This is a genomic window from Bacteroidota bacterium, assembly GCA_013360915.1.
Lineage (GTDB): Bacteria > Bacteroidota > JABWAT01 > JABWAT01 > JABWAT01 > JABWAT01.
Window position 1 is genome coordinate 59,024 of the sequence record JABWAT010000004.1, and the last position, 17,805, is coordinate 76,828.

General features: G+C 52.8%; 16 protein-coding genes, 1 tRNA gene and 1 other RNA gene. 4 read left to right on the plus strand and 14 right to left on the minus strand.

Annotated features, from left to right (window positions below; translation table 11 throughout):
* Positions 1–9 precede the first annotated feature (9 nt).
* The 12 genes from HUU10_07515 to HUU10_07570 all read right to left on the minus strand — a co-directional run bounded on the left by HUU10_07515 (position 10) and on the right by HUU10_07570 (position 10,057).
* Positions 10–588 (minus strand): orotate phosphoribosyltransferase, encoded by a 579-nt coding sequence (locus tag HUU10_07515; protein NUQ81446.1) that lies wholly within the window; start codon positions 586–588, stop codon positions 10–12.
* The gene (gene sfsA, locus HUU10_07520; GenBank protein ID NUQ81447.1) at positions 585–1,295 is read right to left on the minus strand and encodes a DNA/RNA nuclease SfsA; all 711 of its coding nucleotides are present in this window, start codon (positions 1,293–1,295) and stop codon (positions 585–587) included. Before sfsA ends, HUU10_07515 begins: the two co-directional genes overlap by 4 nt.
* On the minus strand, positions 1,292–1,756 hold the full coding sequence (locus tag HUU10_07525; GenBank protein NUQ81448.1) for a hypothetical protein: 465 nt from the start codon (positions 1,754–1,756) through the stop codon (positions 1,292–1,294). The genes sfsA and HUU10_07525 overlap by 4 nt, the downstream gene beginning before the upstream one ends.
* Before the next feature lie 77 nt (positions 1,757–1,833).
* A complete protein-coding gene (gene priA / locus HUU10_07530) occupies positions 1,834–4,227 on the minus strand; it encodes a primosomal protein N' (protein NUQ81449.1) in 2,394 nt (797 codons plus the stop codon).
* 32 nt (positions 4,228–4,259) lie between these two features.
* Entirely contained in the window at positions 4,260–4,679 is a 420-nt protein-coding gene (locus HUU10_07535; GenBank protein ID NUQ81450.1) for a DUF393 domain-containing protein, read from the minus strand.
* Positions 4,676–5,551 carry a rhomboid family intramembrane serine protease gene (locus tag HUU10_07540; GenBank protein ID NUQ81451.1) on the minus strand — a complete coding sequence of 292 codons (876 nt, stop codon included), beginning with the start codon at positions 5,549–5,551 and terminating at the stop codon, positions 4,676–4,678. The genes HUU10_07535 and HUU10_07540 overlap by 4 nt, the downstream gene beginning before the upstream one ends.
* A 168-nt stretch (positions 5,552–5,719) precedes the next feature.
* Positions 5,720–6,913 (minus strand): phosphoglycerate kinase, encoded by a 1,194-nt coding sequence (locus HUU10_07545; GenBank protein ID NUQ81452.1) that lies wholly within the window; start codon positions 6,911–6,913, stop codon positions 5,720–5,722.
* Positions 6,914–7,019: 106 nt separating this feature from the next.
* Entirely contained in the window at positions 7,020–7,628 is a 609-nt protein-coding gene (locus HUU10_07550) for a flavin reductase family protein (protein NUQ81453.1), read from the minus strand.
* 30 nt (positions 7,629–7,658) lie between these two features.
* An RNA gene (gene rnpB / locus HUU10_07555) (RNase P RNA component class A) lies at positions 7,659–8,040 on the minus strand.
* 40 nt (positions 8,041–8,080) lie between these two features.
* On the minus strand, positions 8,081–8,806 hold the full coding sequence (locus tag HUU10_07560; protein ID NUQ81454.1) for a hypothetical protein: 726 nt from the start codon (positions 8,804–8,806) through the stop codon (positions 8,081–8,083).
* Between the two features lie 12 nt (positions 8,807–8,818).
* Positions 8,819–9,919 carry a Nif3-like dinuclear metal center hexameric protein gene (locus HUU10_07565; GenBank protein ID NUQ81455.1) on the minus strand — a complete coding sequence of 367 codons (1,101 nt, stop codon included), beginning with the start codon at positions 9,917–9,919 and terminating at the stop codon, positions 8,819–8,821.
* A 54-nt stretch (positions 9,920–9,973) separates the two neighbouring features.
* Positions 9,974–10,057 (minus strand) — tRNA-Leu (locus tag HUU10_07570).
* Between the two features lie 547 nt (positions 10,058–10,604).
* Here HUU10_07570 and HUU10_07575 point away from each other — a divergent pair.
* The 4 genes from HUU10_07575 (at position 10,605) to HUU10_07590 (ending at position 15,317) form a co-directional block, all read left to right on the plus strand.
* Positions 10,605–11,894 carry a citrate synthase gene (locus HUU10_07575; protein ID NUQ81456.1) on the plus strand — a complete coding sequence of 430 codons (1,290 nt, stop codon included), beginning with the start codon at positions 10,605–10,607 and terminating at the stop codon, positions 11,892–11,894.
* 493 nt (positions 11,895–12,387) lie between these two features.
* Complete coding sequence (locus tag HUU10_07580; GenBank protein ID NUQ81457.1) at positions 12,388–13,650, plus strand: erythromycin esterase family protein; 1,263 nt, start codon at positions 12,388–12,390, stop codon at positions 13,648–13,650.
* A 22-nt stretch (positions 13,651–13,672) separates the two neighbouring features.
* Positions 13,673–14,575: an ABC transporter ATP-binding protein gene (locus tag HUU10_07585; GenBank protein NUQ81458.1), complete on the plus strand. Its 903-nt coding sequence runs from the start codon at positions 13,673–13,675 to the stop codon at positions 14,573–14,575.
* Complete coding sequence (locus HUU10_07590) at positions 14,568–15,317, plus strand: ABC transporter permease (GenBank protein ID NUQ81459.1); 750 nt, start codon at positions 14,568–14,570, stop codon at positions 15,315–15,317. Before HUU10_07585 ends, HUU10_07590 begins: the two co-directional genes overlap by 8 nt.
* Positions 15,318–15,523: 206 nt before the next feature.
* Here HUU10_07590 and HUU10_07595 read toward each other — a convergent pair whose 3' ends face one another.
* Together HUU10_07595 and ruvB are read right to left on the minus strand one after the other, a co-directional pair.
* Positions 15,524–16,654 carry a tetratricopeptide repeat protein gene (locus HUU10_07595; GenBank protein ID NUQ81460.1) on the minus strand — a complete coding sequence of 377 codons (1,131 nt, stop codon included), beginning with the start codon at positions 16,652–16,654 and terminating at the stop codon, positions 15,524–15,526.
* A 61-nt stretch (positions 16,655–16,715) separates the two neighbouring features.
* Entirely contained in the window at positions 16,716–17,750 is a 1,035-nt protein-coding gene (gene ruvB / locus HUU10_07600; protein ID NUQ81461.1) for a Holliday junction branch migration DNA helicase RuvB, read from the minus strand.
* Positions 17,751–17,805 lie beyond the last annotated feature (55 nt).

Genomic DNA, 17,805 nt, shown 5'->3' on the forward strand with positions numbered 1-17,805 from the left:
CTGCGGATATTATTTAAACACCCGGGATCCGGGTTTGACCAACGGCAGATTGGTTTTGCACAGCGGACAGTCATCGGGTTGCCAGGCAATGGCATCGAGAGTCATGACCGAGAAGTACGGAATGCCAAAATCGGCCTTTCCGTTGCTTCGGTCCACGATAGAGCCGATACCCACCAGCGTTCCTCCCATCGGCTGAATCAGTTCCATCACTTCTTTCACCGAACCGCCGGTGGTGATGACATCCTCACAGATCAGAATCCGGTCCTCCGGAAAAATCTCGAATCCCCGCCGCATGGACATGACGCCGTTCTCGCGTTCGGCAAAGATGGTTCTCACACCCAGCTGACGGCCGGTTTCCTGCCCGACCACGATGCCGCCGATGGCAGGGGCAATCACCAGACTGATGTTGGATGGCCGGTAGTGGTCGGCAATGGCGTGACAAAGGGTGCTGGCATGAGATGGGTATTGAAGGACCCTTGCACATTGAAAGTATTGGCCCGAGTGTTTTCCGCTGGTGAGCCTGAAATGTCCGTCGAGCAAGGCGCCCGAGGAACGGAACATGTCTAAAATGTCGGTTTGTGTTGTCATAAATCCACAGGAATGGTGGTTTCAAAAGTATAGCCGGCTGGTGAAAAGGCCACACGGGCAGCGACCGGCTGAACGCCGGCCCTGACTGCCTGCCGCAGGGCAGATCCGTAAGCCGGATCAACGGAGTCTGCCGGGGAAAATACCCGGGCATCCGGACGGTTCACAAGATAGAACATGAGGGCTTTATTTCCCATCTGAACCAGGCTCATCAGAACCTCCAGATGCTGGCGTCCCCGTTCGGTCACCGCATCGGGAAAGGAACACCGTCCATCGGAATCACCCAATGTGGCATTCTTCACTTCAATCCACAGATCGGGGTGGTTTGCGGCGGTGGCCAGCCAATCCATCCGGTGATGGGAACCGGCCTTGACTTCGGGTCGGAACGTGGTGTACCCGCTTGTTTCACTGATCGGTCCCGATTGAATCAAGGTGCCGGCAAGTGCATTGGTCCGGTGAGTGTTGACGCCGACCCAGACCGAGCCGGTGTGGATGGCCTCCAGCGTCCATTTCAGTTTCCGGTCCGGATTGGGGGCAGGAACCACCGCGGCCAGTCTTCCGGGCTCATAGACCGAGGCCATGCTGCCGGTATTGACACAGTGGGCGGTAATGACCTCTCCATCGGTCAGCCGGATATCAATAAAAAACCGCTGATAGCGGCGGATGATTTCACCGGTTACCAGCGGTTCAGAAAAAGTGTGTAGCTTCAATTCAGACGAATGCAGATATCCTGAAGCAGCTTGATCTGATTTTCCTTGTCGATTTTCAGCTTTTCATAGTGGGTGTTCAGTGCAATGGTTTCGGCGTATGACAAATGCAGATAAATCGCGGCCAGGGATTTGTTGTTCTCAAGAAGAATATTCAGGATAAAAATGCGCTTGTGATAGTCGGTTGGAAGCGAGCTCAGGTCAACGGCAGGCAGCCGGACCGGACGATCAATCTGGTTGCTGGCCAGTTCAATCTCGATCTGACGGCTATTGGTGGCCTGCGCCGACTGCAGATCGGTGGTTTTTTCCACCAGAAACGGATACCGGATCATGGGAACGAGCAGGGGATACAGGTCCAGATTCTGATGTTCCATCTGCCAGGCAGACTGGAAATAGTCTCTGATGCGGCTGTCGTCGGAAACCGGCGGTAACCATTGTCTGATTTTTTCCAGGAATCCGGCCATAACTTCTCCTTACAAACAAATACGATTCAGGCTGGCAAAGGTAGCAAATCCGGTTGGATAAATAAACCCGGTCCGGTTCATGCCGGATCCACATCCACGATCAGCCGGGAAGCCGATGGCCAGTCTGAACGGGCGGTCTCCAGAATGGACCGGATCACCGGGGCCACCTGTTTGTTGACCGATACCTGCCGGGGAAGAAACAGAAGAATCTGCTGACGGTACCAATCGGATATGCGTCCCACCACCGGTTCGGCTGGTCCTCTCAGATCCGTGGCTGGAAAGGACCTGCTCAGGGTCTCCCGTAGCTGAGTGGCCAGTGTAAGGGCCAGACCGGCATCACGGGCTTTTACTTCGAACAGAATCAGCCGGCGGAAGGGGGGATATCCCAATTCCTTCCTCGTTTCTATTTCCGACCTGAAAAACGCATCAAAGTCATGACGGATCACGTCGCCGAATAACGGCTGGTCCCGGTCTCTGGTCTGAATCAGAACATCCCCCGGGATCCGGCCGCGACCGGAACGACCGGCAACCTGAGTCAGTAACTGAAAGGTCCGCTCAGTGGCCCTGAAATCGGGTGCATGCAATCCGCGATCCGCATCGAGAACTCCAACGAGGGTGACTTCGTGAAAATCGAGGCCCTTGGCAATCATCTGGGTACCCAGCAGAATGGCAGGAGCCGAGGCACGGAACTGATCGAGAAGAGCAGTGTGAGCTTTTTTACTGCTGGTGGTATCCTGATCCATCCGGATCACCGTGGTTCCCGGAAAGGACGCCGATAATACATCCTCAACCTGCTGGGTCCCGGCTCCGACCGGTTTCAGGTCCACCGATTGACAGCGTTCACAAACCGACGGAATGGCCGACGAGTAGCCGCAATAATGGCACCGAAGGTGATGTCCCTGCCGGTGCCAGACCAGGGTGATTGAACAATGCGGACAGCCGGGAACCCATCCGCAGTCACGACATTCAAGAAAATGGGAATATCCCCGGCGGTTCTGCAACATGATCACACTCTGACCGGCTGCCAGACGGGTCCCGACGGCTTCCTTCATGATTTCCCAGACAGGACCCCGGTCGGTCAGCTTCCGTTCCGGTAATTGAACGGTGGGTAAAGTGGCCGTATCGGCCCGGTTCTTCAGCAACAGCAGATGGTACTTTCCTTCCTGCGCATGCTGATAGGATTCAAAAGAGGGAGTGGCGCTGCCCAGAACCACCGTGCATGTATTCAGAAATCCACGGTAAACGGCTGTATCCCGTGCCTGATACCGGGGAGCAGGTTCATTCTGTTTATACGATCCGTCATGTTCTTCATCCACAATGATGATTCCCAGATTGGGAAGTGGTGCAAACAAGGCCGATCGCGGACCGATGACGATCCGGTGCTGACCCGCCAGAATCATACGCCACTCCCGGTAGCGCTCGGCCGGACTTCTGCGTGAATGCAACACACCGATCCGGGTGCCGAACACCACTTCAAACCGCCGGACGGTCTGCGGGGTCAGGGCAATTTCTGGAACGAGAATCAGTCCGGTCTTTCCCTGCCGCAAGGCCTCGCGCAACGCTTCGATGTACACCAGCGTTTTTCCCGATCCGGTAATGCCAAAAAGAAGAAAGGTTTTATACTCACCGGATTTCACCGATTCCCGGATGGCCTGAACGGCGGTGTGTTGTTCCTGAGTTAAGGTATAAGTGGGTGAAAGGGGTTCGGTTGGCTCCTCTTCTGCGGAAACCAGCCGCGATTCAAGGAAAACCAGTCCATCCTGTAGCCATGAGTCCAGCCGTGACCGCAGAAGTCCGAAGGATTTCAAAAGGGATTTCAGCGCAAATCCCTCCGGGAAGTCGGCTTGCCTTTCAATCAGATAATCCCGCAGCCGGCGCAGATTCCCCTGCCGCAGGGAGAGACCCGCCAGCCGTTCCGGCTCTTTAACTTTCAGAAAGTCGGTTTTTACACGCGTTCCGCGGGTCTGCAGTCTGGATTCTTCAGACAAGACTTTCTGTCTGATCAGCGTGGTCAGATGGGTGGCGGCGCCGGGAATTCCGGCCAGGGATTTCAGCAGGTCGGACCGGTTCCATTCTGGCTTTTCCCTGAAACGGGAAAGAACCACATCTCCCCAGCCCAACTCATGGTCGGGTGGCTGGAGCAACCGTATTTTAACAATGGGTCTGATGGAACTGTCGGGAGGGTAAAATGCCTGAAGCACTTCCCCGACCGAGGCCTGATAGTAGCCGGCCATCCAGCGGGCAAGGGCCAGTTGCTCGGCGGTCAGGATGGGTTCATCATCCAGCAGAGACTCCACGGATTTCAGTCCGCTTTCATCCCCCTCCGATACCGCCGTGACATACCCGGCAACTTTTCGCTTTCCGAAAGGAACCAACACCCGGTAACCGGCACGGATGAATGCACCAAAGGCACCTGGTGCATAGTCAAAGTCGGATTTTACCGGAATGGGAAGGGAAACAGTCAGTCGCATGAATTAAAGGTAAGGGCCGTCAGGCTGTGAAGCTAAACCAACCGGCTTCTGATTGAAGCATCAGGCAAAGGACAGGAGGGGAGATTGTTAACCAACAGGTACCGGTTCCGGGCAATGATCCGGTAAAGCCACCCGTTAAACGAACCGGGAAGCCACCGGCCGGCCAGTAACAAACGCCACCAGCCTTTTAATGTCCCGGCCACGGTCAGCACGGCCCCGGGTCCGGTTTCGACGGTTTCCTGCTCAGAACCCGGTGACCGGACCACCACCACCGAATCGGTTCCGGCCAATTGCGGATGGCGTGAAAAAACCGCTCTCATGGCCGGTCCGTCCAGCGGACTGATTCCGATCCTTTCCTTCCGGTCAGACCGGATCACCCACCGGATGAACCGGTTGCACAGCGGGCAGGACCCATCATAGCCGATGATCAGTTCAAACCGGGACGGATTCACCGTTTTCGTGAATAGGTAAAGAGAAATTCCTTTTCCTCGGCTGTCAGGGCGGCATACCCACCCTCGGCAATCTTGTCGAGAATTTCATCGAGGCGCTGCGCATCGGACTTCGCCTCACCTGAGGAAGGTTTGGTGTCGGATTTTCCGGTGCCAGGCATGTTATAAATCGGGGTTGGTCCCTTTTTAGGCGCACCGGCCGGTTGATTGACCGAGGCGATGAACTGTTTCCACCACCGACTGAAATCGCCGCCCTTCTGCCAGTATTTTATCAGGAAGAACCCGAATAACATTCCTCCGAGATGCGCAAAATGCGCCACATTCGACCCGGATCGGGTCAGTCCGCTGACAAGTTCAATGGCTCCGTAAATGATCACAAAATACTTGGCCTGAATGGGTATCAGAAAGGAGAAAAAGATGATACGGTTCGGGAACATCATCCCGAAGGCCAGCAAGACGCCATAGACAGCACCCGAGGCTCCCACCGTTGGCGCACCTGAGCCCGAGAGTGCCTGCACAATCAGCTGGATGACGCCGGCCCCGATACCAGTGATCAGATAAAAGGAAAGAAACCGTTTACTTCCCCAGTAATTTTCCAGTTCCACCCCAAACATCCAGAGTCCAAACATGTTGAAGAGAATGTGAAAGAAACCACCGTGCAGAAACATGTAGGACACCAGTTGCCACGGCCAGAAATAGGGGGTGTCGACTCCCCAGAGGGCAAACAGCATCAGGATGTAATTCCGGACTTCCCTGATCGCCAGAATGTCGGTGATGATAAAGACAGCCACGTTGATGATCAGCAGGTTTTTGATCACCGGGGGCATGTAGGTGAATCCGCCACCAAAGGGATTATACGGTTCTCGGTAACTCATAAGTAAAAAGGATTCCGTTCTGTTGGGGACTAAACATCCGAAAGGAAAAAAAGATTCACAAACGGGAAAAGAGTCGGGATGGAGTAAAAAAGGCGCCGGTGCCTCCCGGCACCGGCTTGATCTTTATCTGCGGCGATAAATTCCCGAGTTACCGCAAATAAAGAGGATTTACTTTTCGGTCAGGGCTGCAACGCCTGGAAGAACCTTTCCTTCCAGGAATTCGAGCGAGGCTCCGCCACCGGTCGATACGTGAGTCACCTTGCTGTCCAGTTTGGCTTCGGCAATGGCAGCTGCGCTGTCACCGCCACCGATAATGGTAACAGCACCTTTAGCGGTGATGTCGGCCAGCGCCTGGGCAATGGCAAAGGTTCCTTTTGCATAATTCGGCATTTCAAACACACCGGCGGGTCCGTTCCAAACCACTGTTTTGGCATCGGAAAGAACTTTCTGAACCGCTTTGATGGTCTCAGGACCGATATCAAGTCCCATCCATCCATCGGGGATTTCGGTGTATTTTACCACTTTGTGATTGGCTTCGTTCTTAAATTCATCGGCCACAACCACATCAACCGGCAGTAACAGGGTCTTGCCCTTGGCTTTGGCGGTATCGAGCAGATTTTTGGCCAATTCAATCTTGTCCTCTTCCACCAGCGATTTTCCAACTTTAAGCCCCATGGCTTTGTAGAAGGTGAAAATCATTCCACCGCCGACAAAAATGGTGTCAACCTTGTCGAACAGGTTCTGAATCACATCGATCTTGCCCGAAATTTTCGAGCCACCGAGGATGGCTACAAACGGCCGGACGGGTTTTTCAACGGCATCGCCCAGATATTTCAGTTCTTTCTCGATCAGGTAACCGGCGGCGCACTGTTTCAGGTAATGCGTTACCCCTTCGGTTGAAGCATGGGCGCGGTGCGCCGTTCCGAAGGCATCGTTTACGTACACGTCGCCATAGGAAGCAAGGGTTTTGGCGAATTCAGGATCGTTTCCTTCTTCCTGTTTGTAGAACCGCAGGTTTTCGAGCAACATAACCTCGCCGGGTTTTAGGGCGGCTGCTTTGGTTTTCGCATCATCACCCAGGCAGTCATCGGCCCAGATCACCGGCTGACCCAGCAGCTTGCTTAAATGCTCCTGAACGGGTTTGAGACTGTATTTCAGATCCTTTTTTTCCTTCGGGCGACCCAGATGGCTCATCAGAATGGCCGAACCACCCGAACTCAGAATCTTTCTGATCGTCGGAAGTGATTCCGCAATGCGGCGATCGTCGGTGATTTTCAGGTTTTCATCGAGCGGAACATTAAAATCCACCCGGACCAGAACCTTTTTTCCCTTCAGGTTCAGATCATTCAACGCCAGTTTCATGTTGTCTCCTCGGTTAAATCAAAATAAACAGATGCAAAGGTACAAAATGTCTTCCCGACTTGCCCCTGATGCCAATCCGGCTTAATGGAAGTTTAATAACGGGCAGTCAGGGTCGGGGAATCTCGAACAGATCGGTGACCCTGCAGTAAAAGTTGCCGGCCAGACGACCCACCGGACGGATCTGATGAAGATCCAGCCGGAAATTGCTGATAATCGGATCGGATACATGAATCATCTGCACTTCACCGATCACCACCGTTCCGCCGCCGGGCCCGTCATTCCCTACCGGAACCAGGGTTTTCAGTTTGCACTCAAAGCTGACCGGTGATTCGGCCACCCGGGGGGCTCGGACGGTCACCGAGGGAGCCGGGGTGAGACCTGATAACTCGAATTCATCGACACCGGGAGCCACTTCGGCCGAGGTCTGGTTCATTTCCTTCACAAAGGATTCCGACACCACATTGATCACATACTCACCCGTCTGCTCAATATTAATAAGCGTGTCCTTTTTGGAACCATCGGCACTGCGCCGGGTCGGACAGAAGATCAGGGTGGGCGGCATGGAAGCCCCGACTGTGAAAAAGGAGTAAGGGGCCAGATTCAGAATTCCATTCGGGTGTCGGGTGGAAACAAAGGCGATGGGGCGCGGAACCACACTGCCGATCAGAAGTTTGTAGGCTTCCTGCTGAGAAAGGGTTTTGGGGTCGATGATCATAACTGTGACCGTTTCTGTGGAAAAAATGCGACGGGAAGTGCACCGGTAAGCCGAATTCTGTTCCTGTCCGTCTCCGTCGCTGAAACCGGACAGGTGGTAACCATTTATCTGTTCACAGCATTGCTGCCGGAATCAAGCGGCCCACCCTGGAGCATCGGGCGAGCAGCCCTTAATCGCTCCTTTACTTGGCCTTGCTTCTGCCGGGGTTTACCGAGCTTCCGGTGTTACCACCGGAACTGGTGGTCTCTTACACCGCCGTTTCACCCTTACCCCGAGGTTATCGGGGCGGTTTGTTTTCTGTGGCACTGTCCATGACGTCACCGTCTCCCCGACGTTATCGGGGCGGCATGCTCTGCGAAGTTCGGACTTTCCTCCCCGGGTCTTTCACCGGAGCGGTTACCTGGCACACTTCCCATTCAAAGGTAGCGGATTGCCGGCTGACTGTCGATGGGTCAGGCGCCGAAGATCTTGTTGTAAAAGTCTTCAGAAACCACAATCCGGCCGCAATGTTCGCAATGAAACACCTTCACGGCTTTTTTTATCTCGGCCTGACGCTGTAGCGGAATGACTTTCCAGCATCCGCCGCAGGCACCCCGCTTAAGAGTGACGATTACCTTTCCATCACGGGCACCGCGGATCCGCTCGTACTGATCGAGCATTTTCTTTTCACACTTCTCCACGATCTTTTTCCGCTCGGCAATGATCACCCGCTCTTCATCTTTCGTGTCCCGGGTGATTTCCTCGAGCTGTTTCCGGCGTTCGGCCAGTTCGTTCTTCAGGCCCTCGATTTTGGGACCCGACGCTTCGATGGTGGTCTTGCTGGTTTCCTTCTGTGCCAGGGTGTCGGCAATTTTCTTCTCGGTTTCTTCGACAAACCGGCCCTGAGCATCAATTTCCTTGGTCAGCGCATCGTATTCACGATTGTTCCTGACTTCGAACTGCTGGCTTTTGTATTTCGATACCCTGGATTTCGACTGCTCGATTTCACCCTTCAGGAAGTCAACCTGATGATCGGCTTCCTTCAGGAATTTTTCAGCCTGACGAACACCCGTTTCGGCTCCCTCCAGTTCGGCCTCCAGGTCTTCAATCTGTTCGGGCAGATCGCCGCGTAGAAATTTTAGTTCGTCTAACTGGAGATCCAGTTTCTGAAGTTGTACCAGCAGTTGTAACTTTTCCAATGTCTCGTCCCCTTACTTGATTGTCATGACTGGATTGGTGTTAATCGTTGTTACCTGCACCGGCAAACCAGGAAAAGCCCTGGTCAGGGTGGATTTCAGTGGTTCTAAAACCACCGATTCGGTTTCGTAATGTCCGGCATCGATCAGACCGAAACGGTCGTCCGATTCAAAAAACTGATGGTATTTCAGGTCGGCCGTCACCAGACAGTCTGCACCCGCCTGACGGGCTTTGCCAATCAGGTCCGAACCGGCCCCGCCGCAAACTGCGACCGTTTGTATTTTCTGATCGGGATTTCCTGCATACCTTAATCCCGCCGATGGCAGGGTGTCCTTAATCTGCCGGGCAAAATCAGCCAGGGTAACCGGCGAGGGCAGCGTGCCGATGGCTCCTGCACCCGTATCGGTTGAATCATTACCGGTGGCCAGAATCTGATAAGCTGGTGTTTCATAGGGATGGGACCGCCGCAGAGCTTCTGTTACAGCAGATTCTTTCCAGACCGGATAAACCATTTCAAGCCGGATTTCCTGAACCGTTTCGGGTACCCCGGCGGTACCGATGGTTGGGTTGCTGTGCTCATCTCCGAGAAAGGTTCCTGTGCCCGCTGACCGGAAGGCACAGTTTGTATAGTGACCGATCCGTCCTGCACCTGCCTCTGAAAGGGCCCGCTGAACCTGGTCCACAGCACCTTCAGGAATGTAAACCTCCAGTTTCCGGGTCTGCCCCTTTCCGGGATCCAGTATTCTGATTCCGGAGAGTCCGAGTTGCCCGGCCAGAACAGTCGAAACCCCGCCGAAGATAAAATCGAGATTGGTGTGGGCGGCGACAATGGTCAGATGGTGAACCAGACAATTCCGGATGATGGTGGCGCGGGGGGAGGTGGAGTTGAGTCGGGAAATCGGGTTGAACAGGAAGGGGTGGTGGGCGATAATCAGATTTGAACGGGTCCGGATGGCTTCCTCAATTACCGGTGCGGTGACATCCAGACAGAGCAGGATTCCCGTTACCGGTTGATCCGGATCGCCGACCTGAAGGCCGATCCGGTCACCTGGCATCCCGATCTGCTCGGGAATCCAGTCATTCAGAAACTTAAGGACATCTCGTATTCCGGTCATTTAACCCCGAAAAAAAATGCACGGCTTCCCGTGCATTCTTTTGTGTTTGTGTTGTGCCCAAGAAGGGATTCGAACCCTTACACCGTCACCGGCACTAGACCCTGAACCTAGCGTGTCTACCAATTTCACCACCTGGGCATATTGAAAAGGACTACAAAAATAGGTCAGGCAGGTGATTGAGTCAACCCACTTGATCAATTTGTTGTAACCGCTTTCCCTCGTTCGGAAAATTCGTAATAACGTTCCGGAATGGCATTACGATTGTTCCTGAATCGGGTGACGGGTTCGGAGACAAAAATTTATTAAGAATATTTAAACATCAGAGACGTTTCGATGAAAATCCGGGCCTGAGAGTTGATTGGCCTTTCTGATTGTATACTTAAAGAAAATCTAACCGGATACTCCTTGAAAACTGGCACAGGCATTGTATCTTTGTTGCGATGGTCGTCGCTACTTAGCTGCTGCGGCGGCCTTCACACCTAAAAAAACCTCGCTTAAAAAGCCTACCTTATACTCGGGATCAAAAGTCGGGTTGTGCAATGCAACCCGACTTTTTTTTTACCCGTTTCTAAGCTTCCCTGCATTTTTTCCTGTCCGAATTGTGCAATCATTCGTCAAATCTCTTCCTTCCTTTTTAACTTAGGGAAACACCAATCAGTTTTCAGACTCTGGAAGGAAGATTATCATGGCAGAAAACGCAACGTTACAGCTCGGGGGTCAGTCTTTTGATCTGCCGGTGGTCACCGGTACGGAAAACGAAAAGGCCATCGATATTACCCAGCTTCGGGCCAAAACCGGGTATATCACCCTGGATAATGGCTACATGAACACAGGAGCCACTCAATCCTCCATCACCTTTCTCGATGGGGAACAGGGCATTCTGCGTTACCGGGGAATACCGATTGAACAACTGGCCGAACATTCCACCTTTGTCGAGACCGCTTTTCTGCTGATTTACGGAAAGTTGCCAAATCGTGAAGAGTTGAATAAATGGTCCCGGTCGCTGACCGAAAATTCCTATCTCCACGAGGATATGAAACACTTCTTCGATGGATACCCTTCCACTTCTCACCCCATGGCCATCCTGTCCTCCATGGTGAATACGCTGTCGAGCTACTACCCCATGGCTCTGAAGCCTGATCTGAATGAAGAGGAAAAGTATAAACTGTTCGTGTTGCTGCTGGCGAAGATGCGCACAATTGCTGCCTATTCTTATAAGAAATCGGTGGGTGAACCGTATATCTACCCGTCGGATGACCTGAAATATTGCGCCAACTTCCTGAACATGATGTTTGCACACCCGAGCCGCCGGTTCCGGATTGATGAAACGCTGGTTCGCGCACTCGACCTGATTCTGATTCTTCATGCCGATCATGAACAGAACTGCTCCACCTCGACCGTCCGGCTGGTGGGTAGCTCGAAAGCCAATCTGTTTGCCTCGGTTTCTGCCGGCATCTGCGCCCTGTGGGGTCCGCTTCACGGGGGTGCCAATCAGGAAGTGATCGATATGCTGATCGAGATTAAGGAACACGGCGGAAACGTGAAATCGTGGGTCGAAAAGGCCAAGGATAAAAATTCCGGATTCCGTCTGTTCGGATTCGGTCACCGGGTCTACAAGAACTTCGATCCGCGGGCCCGTATTATCAAGAAGGCTGCCGATGATGTGCTCGATGCTCTCGGAATCGATGATCCGCTGCTCGACATCGCCAAGGAACTGGAAGCTGCCGCACTGAGCGATCAGTACTTCATCGATAAAAAACTGTACCCGAATGTGGACTTCTATTCGGGCATTATCCTGAAAGCCATGGGCATACCGGTGAAAATGTTTACGGTGATGTTTGCCATCGGTCGTCTGCCCGGCTGGCTCGCGCACTGGAAGGAAATGGGTGAAGCCCCCGATTTTAAAATCGGTCGTCCCCGCCAGATCTACACCGGACCCAATCAGGTCGATTACGTGCCCATGGATCTGCGGTAACAAGGAAAACACCTGTTCTCAGCTCTTCGACTTTGTCATTGAGCTCAGTCGAAGTACCGATTAAGAACCAAAAATTTAAAACCCGGTGATGAGCCGGGTTTTTTTATGTAATTGCAGGCACCGGCCAGCCGACACCATTGTGAGCGAAGAACCCTTTAAGACCAATGTTGTTGTCTGAAGCCCGATTGATCGGGACGAGTTCAATTGTTTTCCGATCCGGAGTGCTACGAACAAATAAAAAATCGGCCGGCCGTGCAGGTTCCCGATCAAAGCCGCCGGATGTGAACTTTTCAGATGAAAAAGTATCCCTGCAGTGCAAACTACATTTGCAGGTTCCTTGTGTGACGGGTGCAAGAATAAAAATCCGCCCTTCTCACCTCCCCACCGAAACAACTTTTTCTGGCGGAACGAGAATTGGCTCGATTCCCCCTAATCTGAAACCCCGCCATCCACATTCCGTATGCCCGTCCTTTCACCTGATAGATGGATGCTGATGCGGGTACTTCTCCTTTTCTTTTTATTGCTTTTAACCGCCTGCACACCCGAGGTGCCTGTTACCGACCAGGAACGCCTTGCTTCACTGACTCCTTACCTGTCGCCCATCCGCAGCATCGATCCCACTGATGATGATTTCTCCGATCTGCAGCCCGTCAAGGACATTCTGAAGGATAAATCCATTGTTCTGCTCGGCGAACAATCGCACGGGGATGGTGCCACTTTTCAGGCGAAAATCCGGTTAATCCGGTTTCTTCATCGGGAAATGGGCTTTTCCGCCCTTGTCATGGAGAGCGGATTGGCAGATTGTGAACTGGCTGAACGGGCGATGAATGGCGGAATACCGGCCTGGGATGCCATGAGCCATTCTGTCTTCGATATCTGGACCGGAAGCAGGCAGGTCCAACCATTATTTGCCCTCATCGATTCCGCCCGGCAAGCCGGAAATCCAATCCGGTTGGCGGGCATGGATCTTCAAATCACCGGCTCTTTCGGCCGCGATTCGCTTAATCTGGTTCTGAACCGGTATTTCCGGAGCCAATCCCTGCCCGACACCCTTACCCGGCCGGTGCTCTCAGTTGTCGATTCCATGCTGATTCATAAACGTCCGGCAAAAAAGGTATCCGATCAGGCGGCAGACCGCTTTCAGGTTTCGGCTCAGCACGTATTGACCTTAACCGCTGCCGATTCATTGCGTTGGGAGCGCCAGGTTCTGAAAAGTTTTCTCACCTTCTTCCGGTTCAGCCGGCTTGCCGATTTTAACAAACCCGATCCTGCTATATTCAACCTTCGTGATCAGCAGATGGCGGACAACCTGAACTGGCTGATAAAATCCGGTCTGAAGGGTAGGAAAATCATGGTATGGGCAGCGTCTTCCCACCTTTCAAGAAACCGGCATCTGCTGATGGGACGCCAGGATCCCGATACGGCCATGATTCCCATGGGACATTTACTCTGGCAGATGCATGGTGAAAAGGTCTATTGTCTTGGGTTCTCTGCAGGTGATGGGAAAGTCGCCATCCGCGACCGGATTTTCTGGGACCTCGCCTTTCCGCAACCCGGTTCACTTGAGTCGGTCCTGATGGCATCACCCGGCCGCCATCTGTGGCTCGATTTTTCATCACTTCCCGATGGTCACTGGCTGCATCAGCCCTTGCGAGCCCGCCCTTATGGATACTCCGTCATGACCGGAAAATGGACGGGAATGATGGATGGCCTTTTCTTCATCCGGACGATGACACCCAGCACCGGAATTCACTGAAAAACTACAGGAACTCATTTTCATGATCACTCTAAATCAGGTTCGTTTTCTTTATGATCAGACACCCGTGGTGCGGGATGTGTCTTTGCACGTTCCCAAGGGATCCATCTTCGGATTTGCGGGTCCGAACGGAGCCGGAAAAACCACCACGCTTAAACTGATTCTGGGTTTGCTTCAGCCTGACACCGGTTCCATCCGGATCCGGAATCTCGATCTCGCCCATCACCGGAAGGAAGTGCTGTCAAAAACCGGCTCACTGATTGAAACGCCTTCCCTGTACCCGCATCTGACCGCTGCTGAAAACCTGGAAATTTCACGTCGTGTATACCGGGTCCCGGTGTCACGGATTGATGAAGTACTCAGTCTGACGGGCATTCATGCGGCAAAACATAAAAAGGTGAAGGCCTTTTCACTCGGAATGAAACAGCGGCTGGGAATTGCCCTGGCTTTGTTGCATGAACCCGACCTGCTGATTCTCGATGAACCCATCAACGGACTCGATCCGGGTGGGATTCTGGAATTCAGGGATTTACTGAAATCACTGGTGGAAGAAAAAGGAATGACGGTGCTGATTTCAAGTCATATCCTTTCCGAACTGGAATTGGTGATCACCCATGCCGGTATCATTTCCGAAGGAACCATCCGTTTTCACGGCACCATGGCTGACCTGCAGTCACTCAGCCGTTCCCGCTTGATTCTGGAGGTATCCGATCCTTCCTCTGCCGCAGAGATGATTGGTAAGATCACCCCGTGTTTTTCCGATCAGTCGAGGCTCATCATCCCCGAAGGAAGCCGGGAAATGGCGGCCCATCTGGTGCGCGAGCTGACCGCGGCCGGGCAGTCGGTTTATCAGGTCGTCGCCGATAAACCAAATCTTGAATCGGTTTTTCATGAACTAATCAGGAAGGATCCTGAACATGTCTGATTTTCTTACGCTGGTCTCCTGCGAGCTGATTAAACTGCGGCGGAATCTGGCTCTCTGGATGGTCGGAATTGCCCCCCTGTTTGTAGTGTCGCTTCAGGCGCTCATCTGGCTGAATTTGAAGGAAGGGCTTGGATTTGATGCCGACCTCTGGCTGACGTTTTTCTCCAACATTCTGTCCATCTGGAGCCTGTTCATGTTCCCGATGTTTACATCCCTCGTGGTGGCTTTGATTTATCAGTATGAACATACCACTGGTGGATGGCTCCGGACGGGAACGTACCCGGTCCCATCATGGATGATTCTTGCAGCCAAACAACTCTCTGCGCTGATTCTGCTGACCGGAAGCACCATTCTTCTGGTCGTTTTCACGGTGCTGGGTGGCTGGATCACCGGTTACTTTCACCCGGTGATTGAGATGCCCGCTCTTATTCCCTGGCCCGAGGTGCTGGTGCGGACTGCCAAAATCTGGTCAGCATCCCTCCTGGTGCTTGGTATTCAGAATTGGGTCAGTTTACGCTGGACATCCTTGTCGGTTCCCATCGGAACGGGAATTGGCGGCACCTTTGTCGCCTTGTTCGCCACCAGTTGGAAGTATGGCTATCTGTATCCATGGCTGCTGCCGCTCAACAGTATTTACGGAACCGATGGTCGTGATCAGATTGCCTTTCTGACCGGAGCCATTGGGGGAATGACGGTACTGATCCTGATGCTGATCACCGAACGCAATACCCGGAAAGGGTAGACGCGACCTAGTCACCGGGTTAGCGGGAAATGAGAGGGGATTGATGCAGACCGTGTCTGCGGTTATTTGGAATCCGCCTTCATGGGGGCGGGAAATGCGACCGTTTCCCTGCGCAGGAACAGATTTGAGTTAAATGAAAAAACCCGGTTCGTCACCGGGTTTTTTCTATTATCAATCACGGTCTCAGGGGGAAGCCGTCGGGCTTCTCATTTAAACCGGTCGAAGGCTTCCTTGGCTTTGTCATTCATGCCAAGTGCCGTATACACCTGCCCGAGAACGGTCCAGAAAACCACATCATCGGTGCGCGAGTCTTTGACTGCTTCCAGATAAGGAAGAGCCTTTTTGAAATAGTCGAGATGGCTCTTATCCTGAGCAATCTTTTCTTTTTTCTTACGATCCTTTTCTTTGCTGTAGGCTTCTTCAATGGCATCCTGACGCTTTTTACCTAACCGCAGATAGGCAACACCCAGGTTGTAGCTGGCTTCTTTGTAATCGGGACGGATGGCAAGGGCCCCTTCGAAGTATTTTACCGATTCTTCATAGGAATCCTTATTCAGCAGCAGAACCCCGACGTTGTACTTCATGACCTCATTGGACGGATTGGCGTCCGAAGCATCCATAAAGGCCTTCAGGGCATCATCGGCACGGCCTGCATCAATGTAAGTCTGAGCGATGGTCTCGTACAGGTAATTCTGGGTTACATATTTTGATGATTTATATTTCTCGAGAAATGCAATGGCTGAATTGTAGTCAGATAAATTCTTATAAGCCTGAACAGCCAGATTGAGGATGGCCTCATCTTCATGTTTTTTACCAATGTACGTCTGGACCGATGCAGGAACCTCGTTGTACAATTTAGCATTGAACTGAGCAATGGCAATGTACTGATAGGTCAGTGCTGAGTCGGGTTGAATCTCGGCTGCGATTTTAAACTTTTCAATGGCCTTCAGGTAGTTTTCCGGATTTTCCTCGGCAGTTTGAACCAGTTTGGTTCCATTGTTGATTTCGTTGGCCCAACCGTTCTGAATACGGGCTTCGGCATCCTTCTTTTGTTCCGGTTTGAAACCGACCTTCAGTCCCTCGCGGAAGGCAGCGGCCATTTTCACGGTTTCCTTCATATCATAAAGAATGATACCCTTGTAATAATAGGCTTCGGCATTGGTGGGATTTTTGGCAATCTCGGCATTGACCGAACTGAGCGCTTTATCCAGTTGTTTCTGCTGGATGTACAGTTTGGCGGATGTCATTTCCTTGGAACCGCCGCAGCCGTCGATGCCCATCATAAGGTATCCGGTTGCCAGAATACCCGTGGTGAGCAGGATGGATTTGAGTGTCATGAACAGTTACTCCTCGTGTTTGTCAGGTTAATTAAGATAATAGAGTTTTTTAGTCAGATGATCAACCGGGCTCCGAAAAAAGATCGGCGCCCCCTTTGGGTCGGGGTTTCAGTCCAAGCTGCTCACGGGCCAGCCGGGTGATTTCGCGTCCGCGGGCGGTGCGGACCAGATAGCCTTCCTGAATCAGGTAGGGTTCATACACTTCTTCAAGGGTGCCGGCCTCTTCGCCCACTGCCACGGCCAGAGAGTTGATCCCGACCGGTCCGCCCGAGAATTTGTCGTTCAGGGTGACGAGAATCCGTTTATCCATCTCATCGAGTCCGAGATGATCCACATCAAGGGCATTCAGGGCCATGTCAGCAATGGGCTTGTCAATGCGGCCTTTGCCCTTCACTTCGGCGAAATCGCGGGTGCGGCGAAGCAGACGGTTGGCGATACGGGGGGTTCCCCGGGAGCGTCTTGCAATTTCCATGGCGCCATCCGGATCGACCGGAACGCCCAGCAGTCCGGCTGACCGGTTGATGATCTTATAGAGAAGCTGATGATCGTAGTAATCCAGACGGAAGTTGATCCCAAACCGGGCACGAAGGGGTGCAGTGAGCAGACCGGACCGGGTGGTAGCTCCAACCAGGGTGAATCGGGGTAATCCGAGTTTCACACTGCGGGCATTGGGGCCTGCATCAATCATGATATCGAGCTGAAAATCTTCCATGGCCGAATACAGATACTCTTCGACCACCGGATTGAGACGGTGGATTTCATCAATAAAAAGCACATCGCCGGCTTCGAGATTGGTGAGCAGGCCTGCCAGGTCGGAAGGTTTATCCAGCACGGGGCCCGATGTTGAAACGATCCGGGCGTTCATTTCGTTTGCGATGATGTACGACAGGGTGGTTTTCCCCAATCCCGGCGGACCGAACAGCAGCACGTGATCGAGCGCTTCTCTGCGACGGCGGGCGGCGGTTACAAAGACCGTCAGGTTATCAATGATCTTTTGCTGACCGACAAAGTCATCGAACGATTTCGGCCTCAGGGCCGCTTCGGCATCTTTTTCCTGAGTGGAAACCGTTTTGTCGAGCAGGGGTGAAACAGACATAACCACAAAAGTCAGGTTTTTTAAATAACTTATCAAATCGAACCCGGTTTACTGT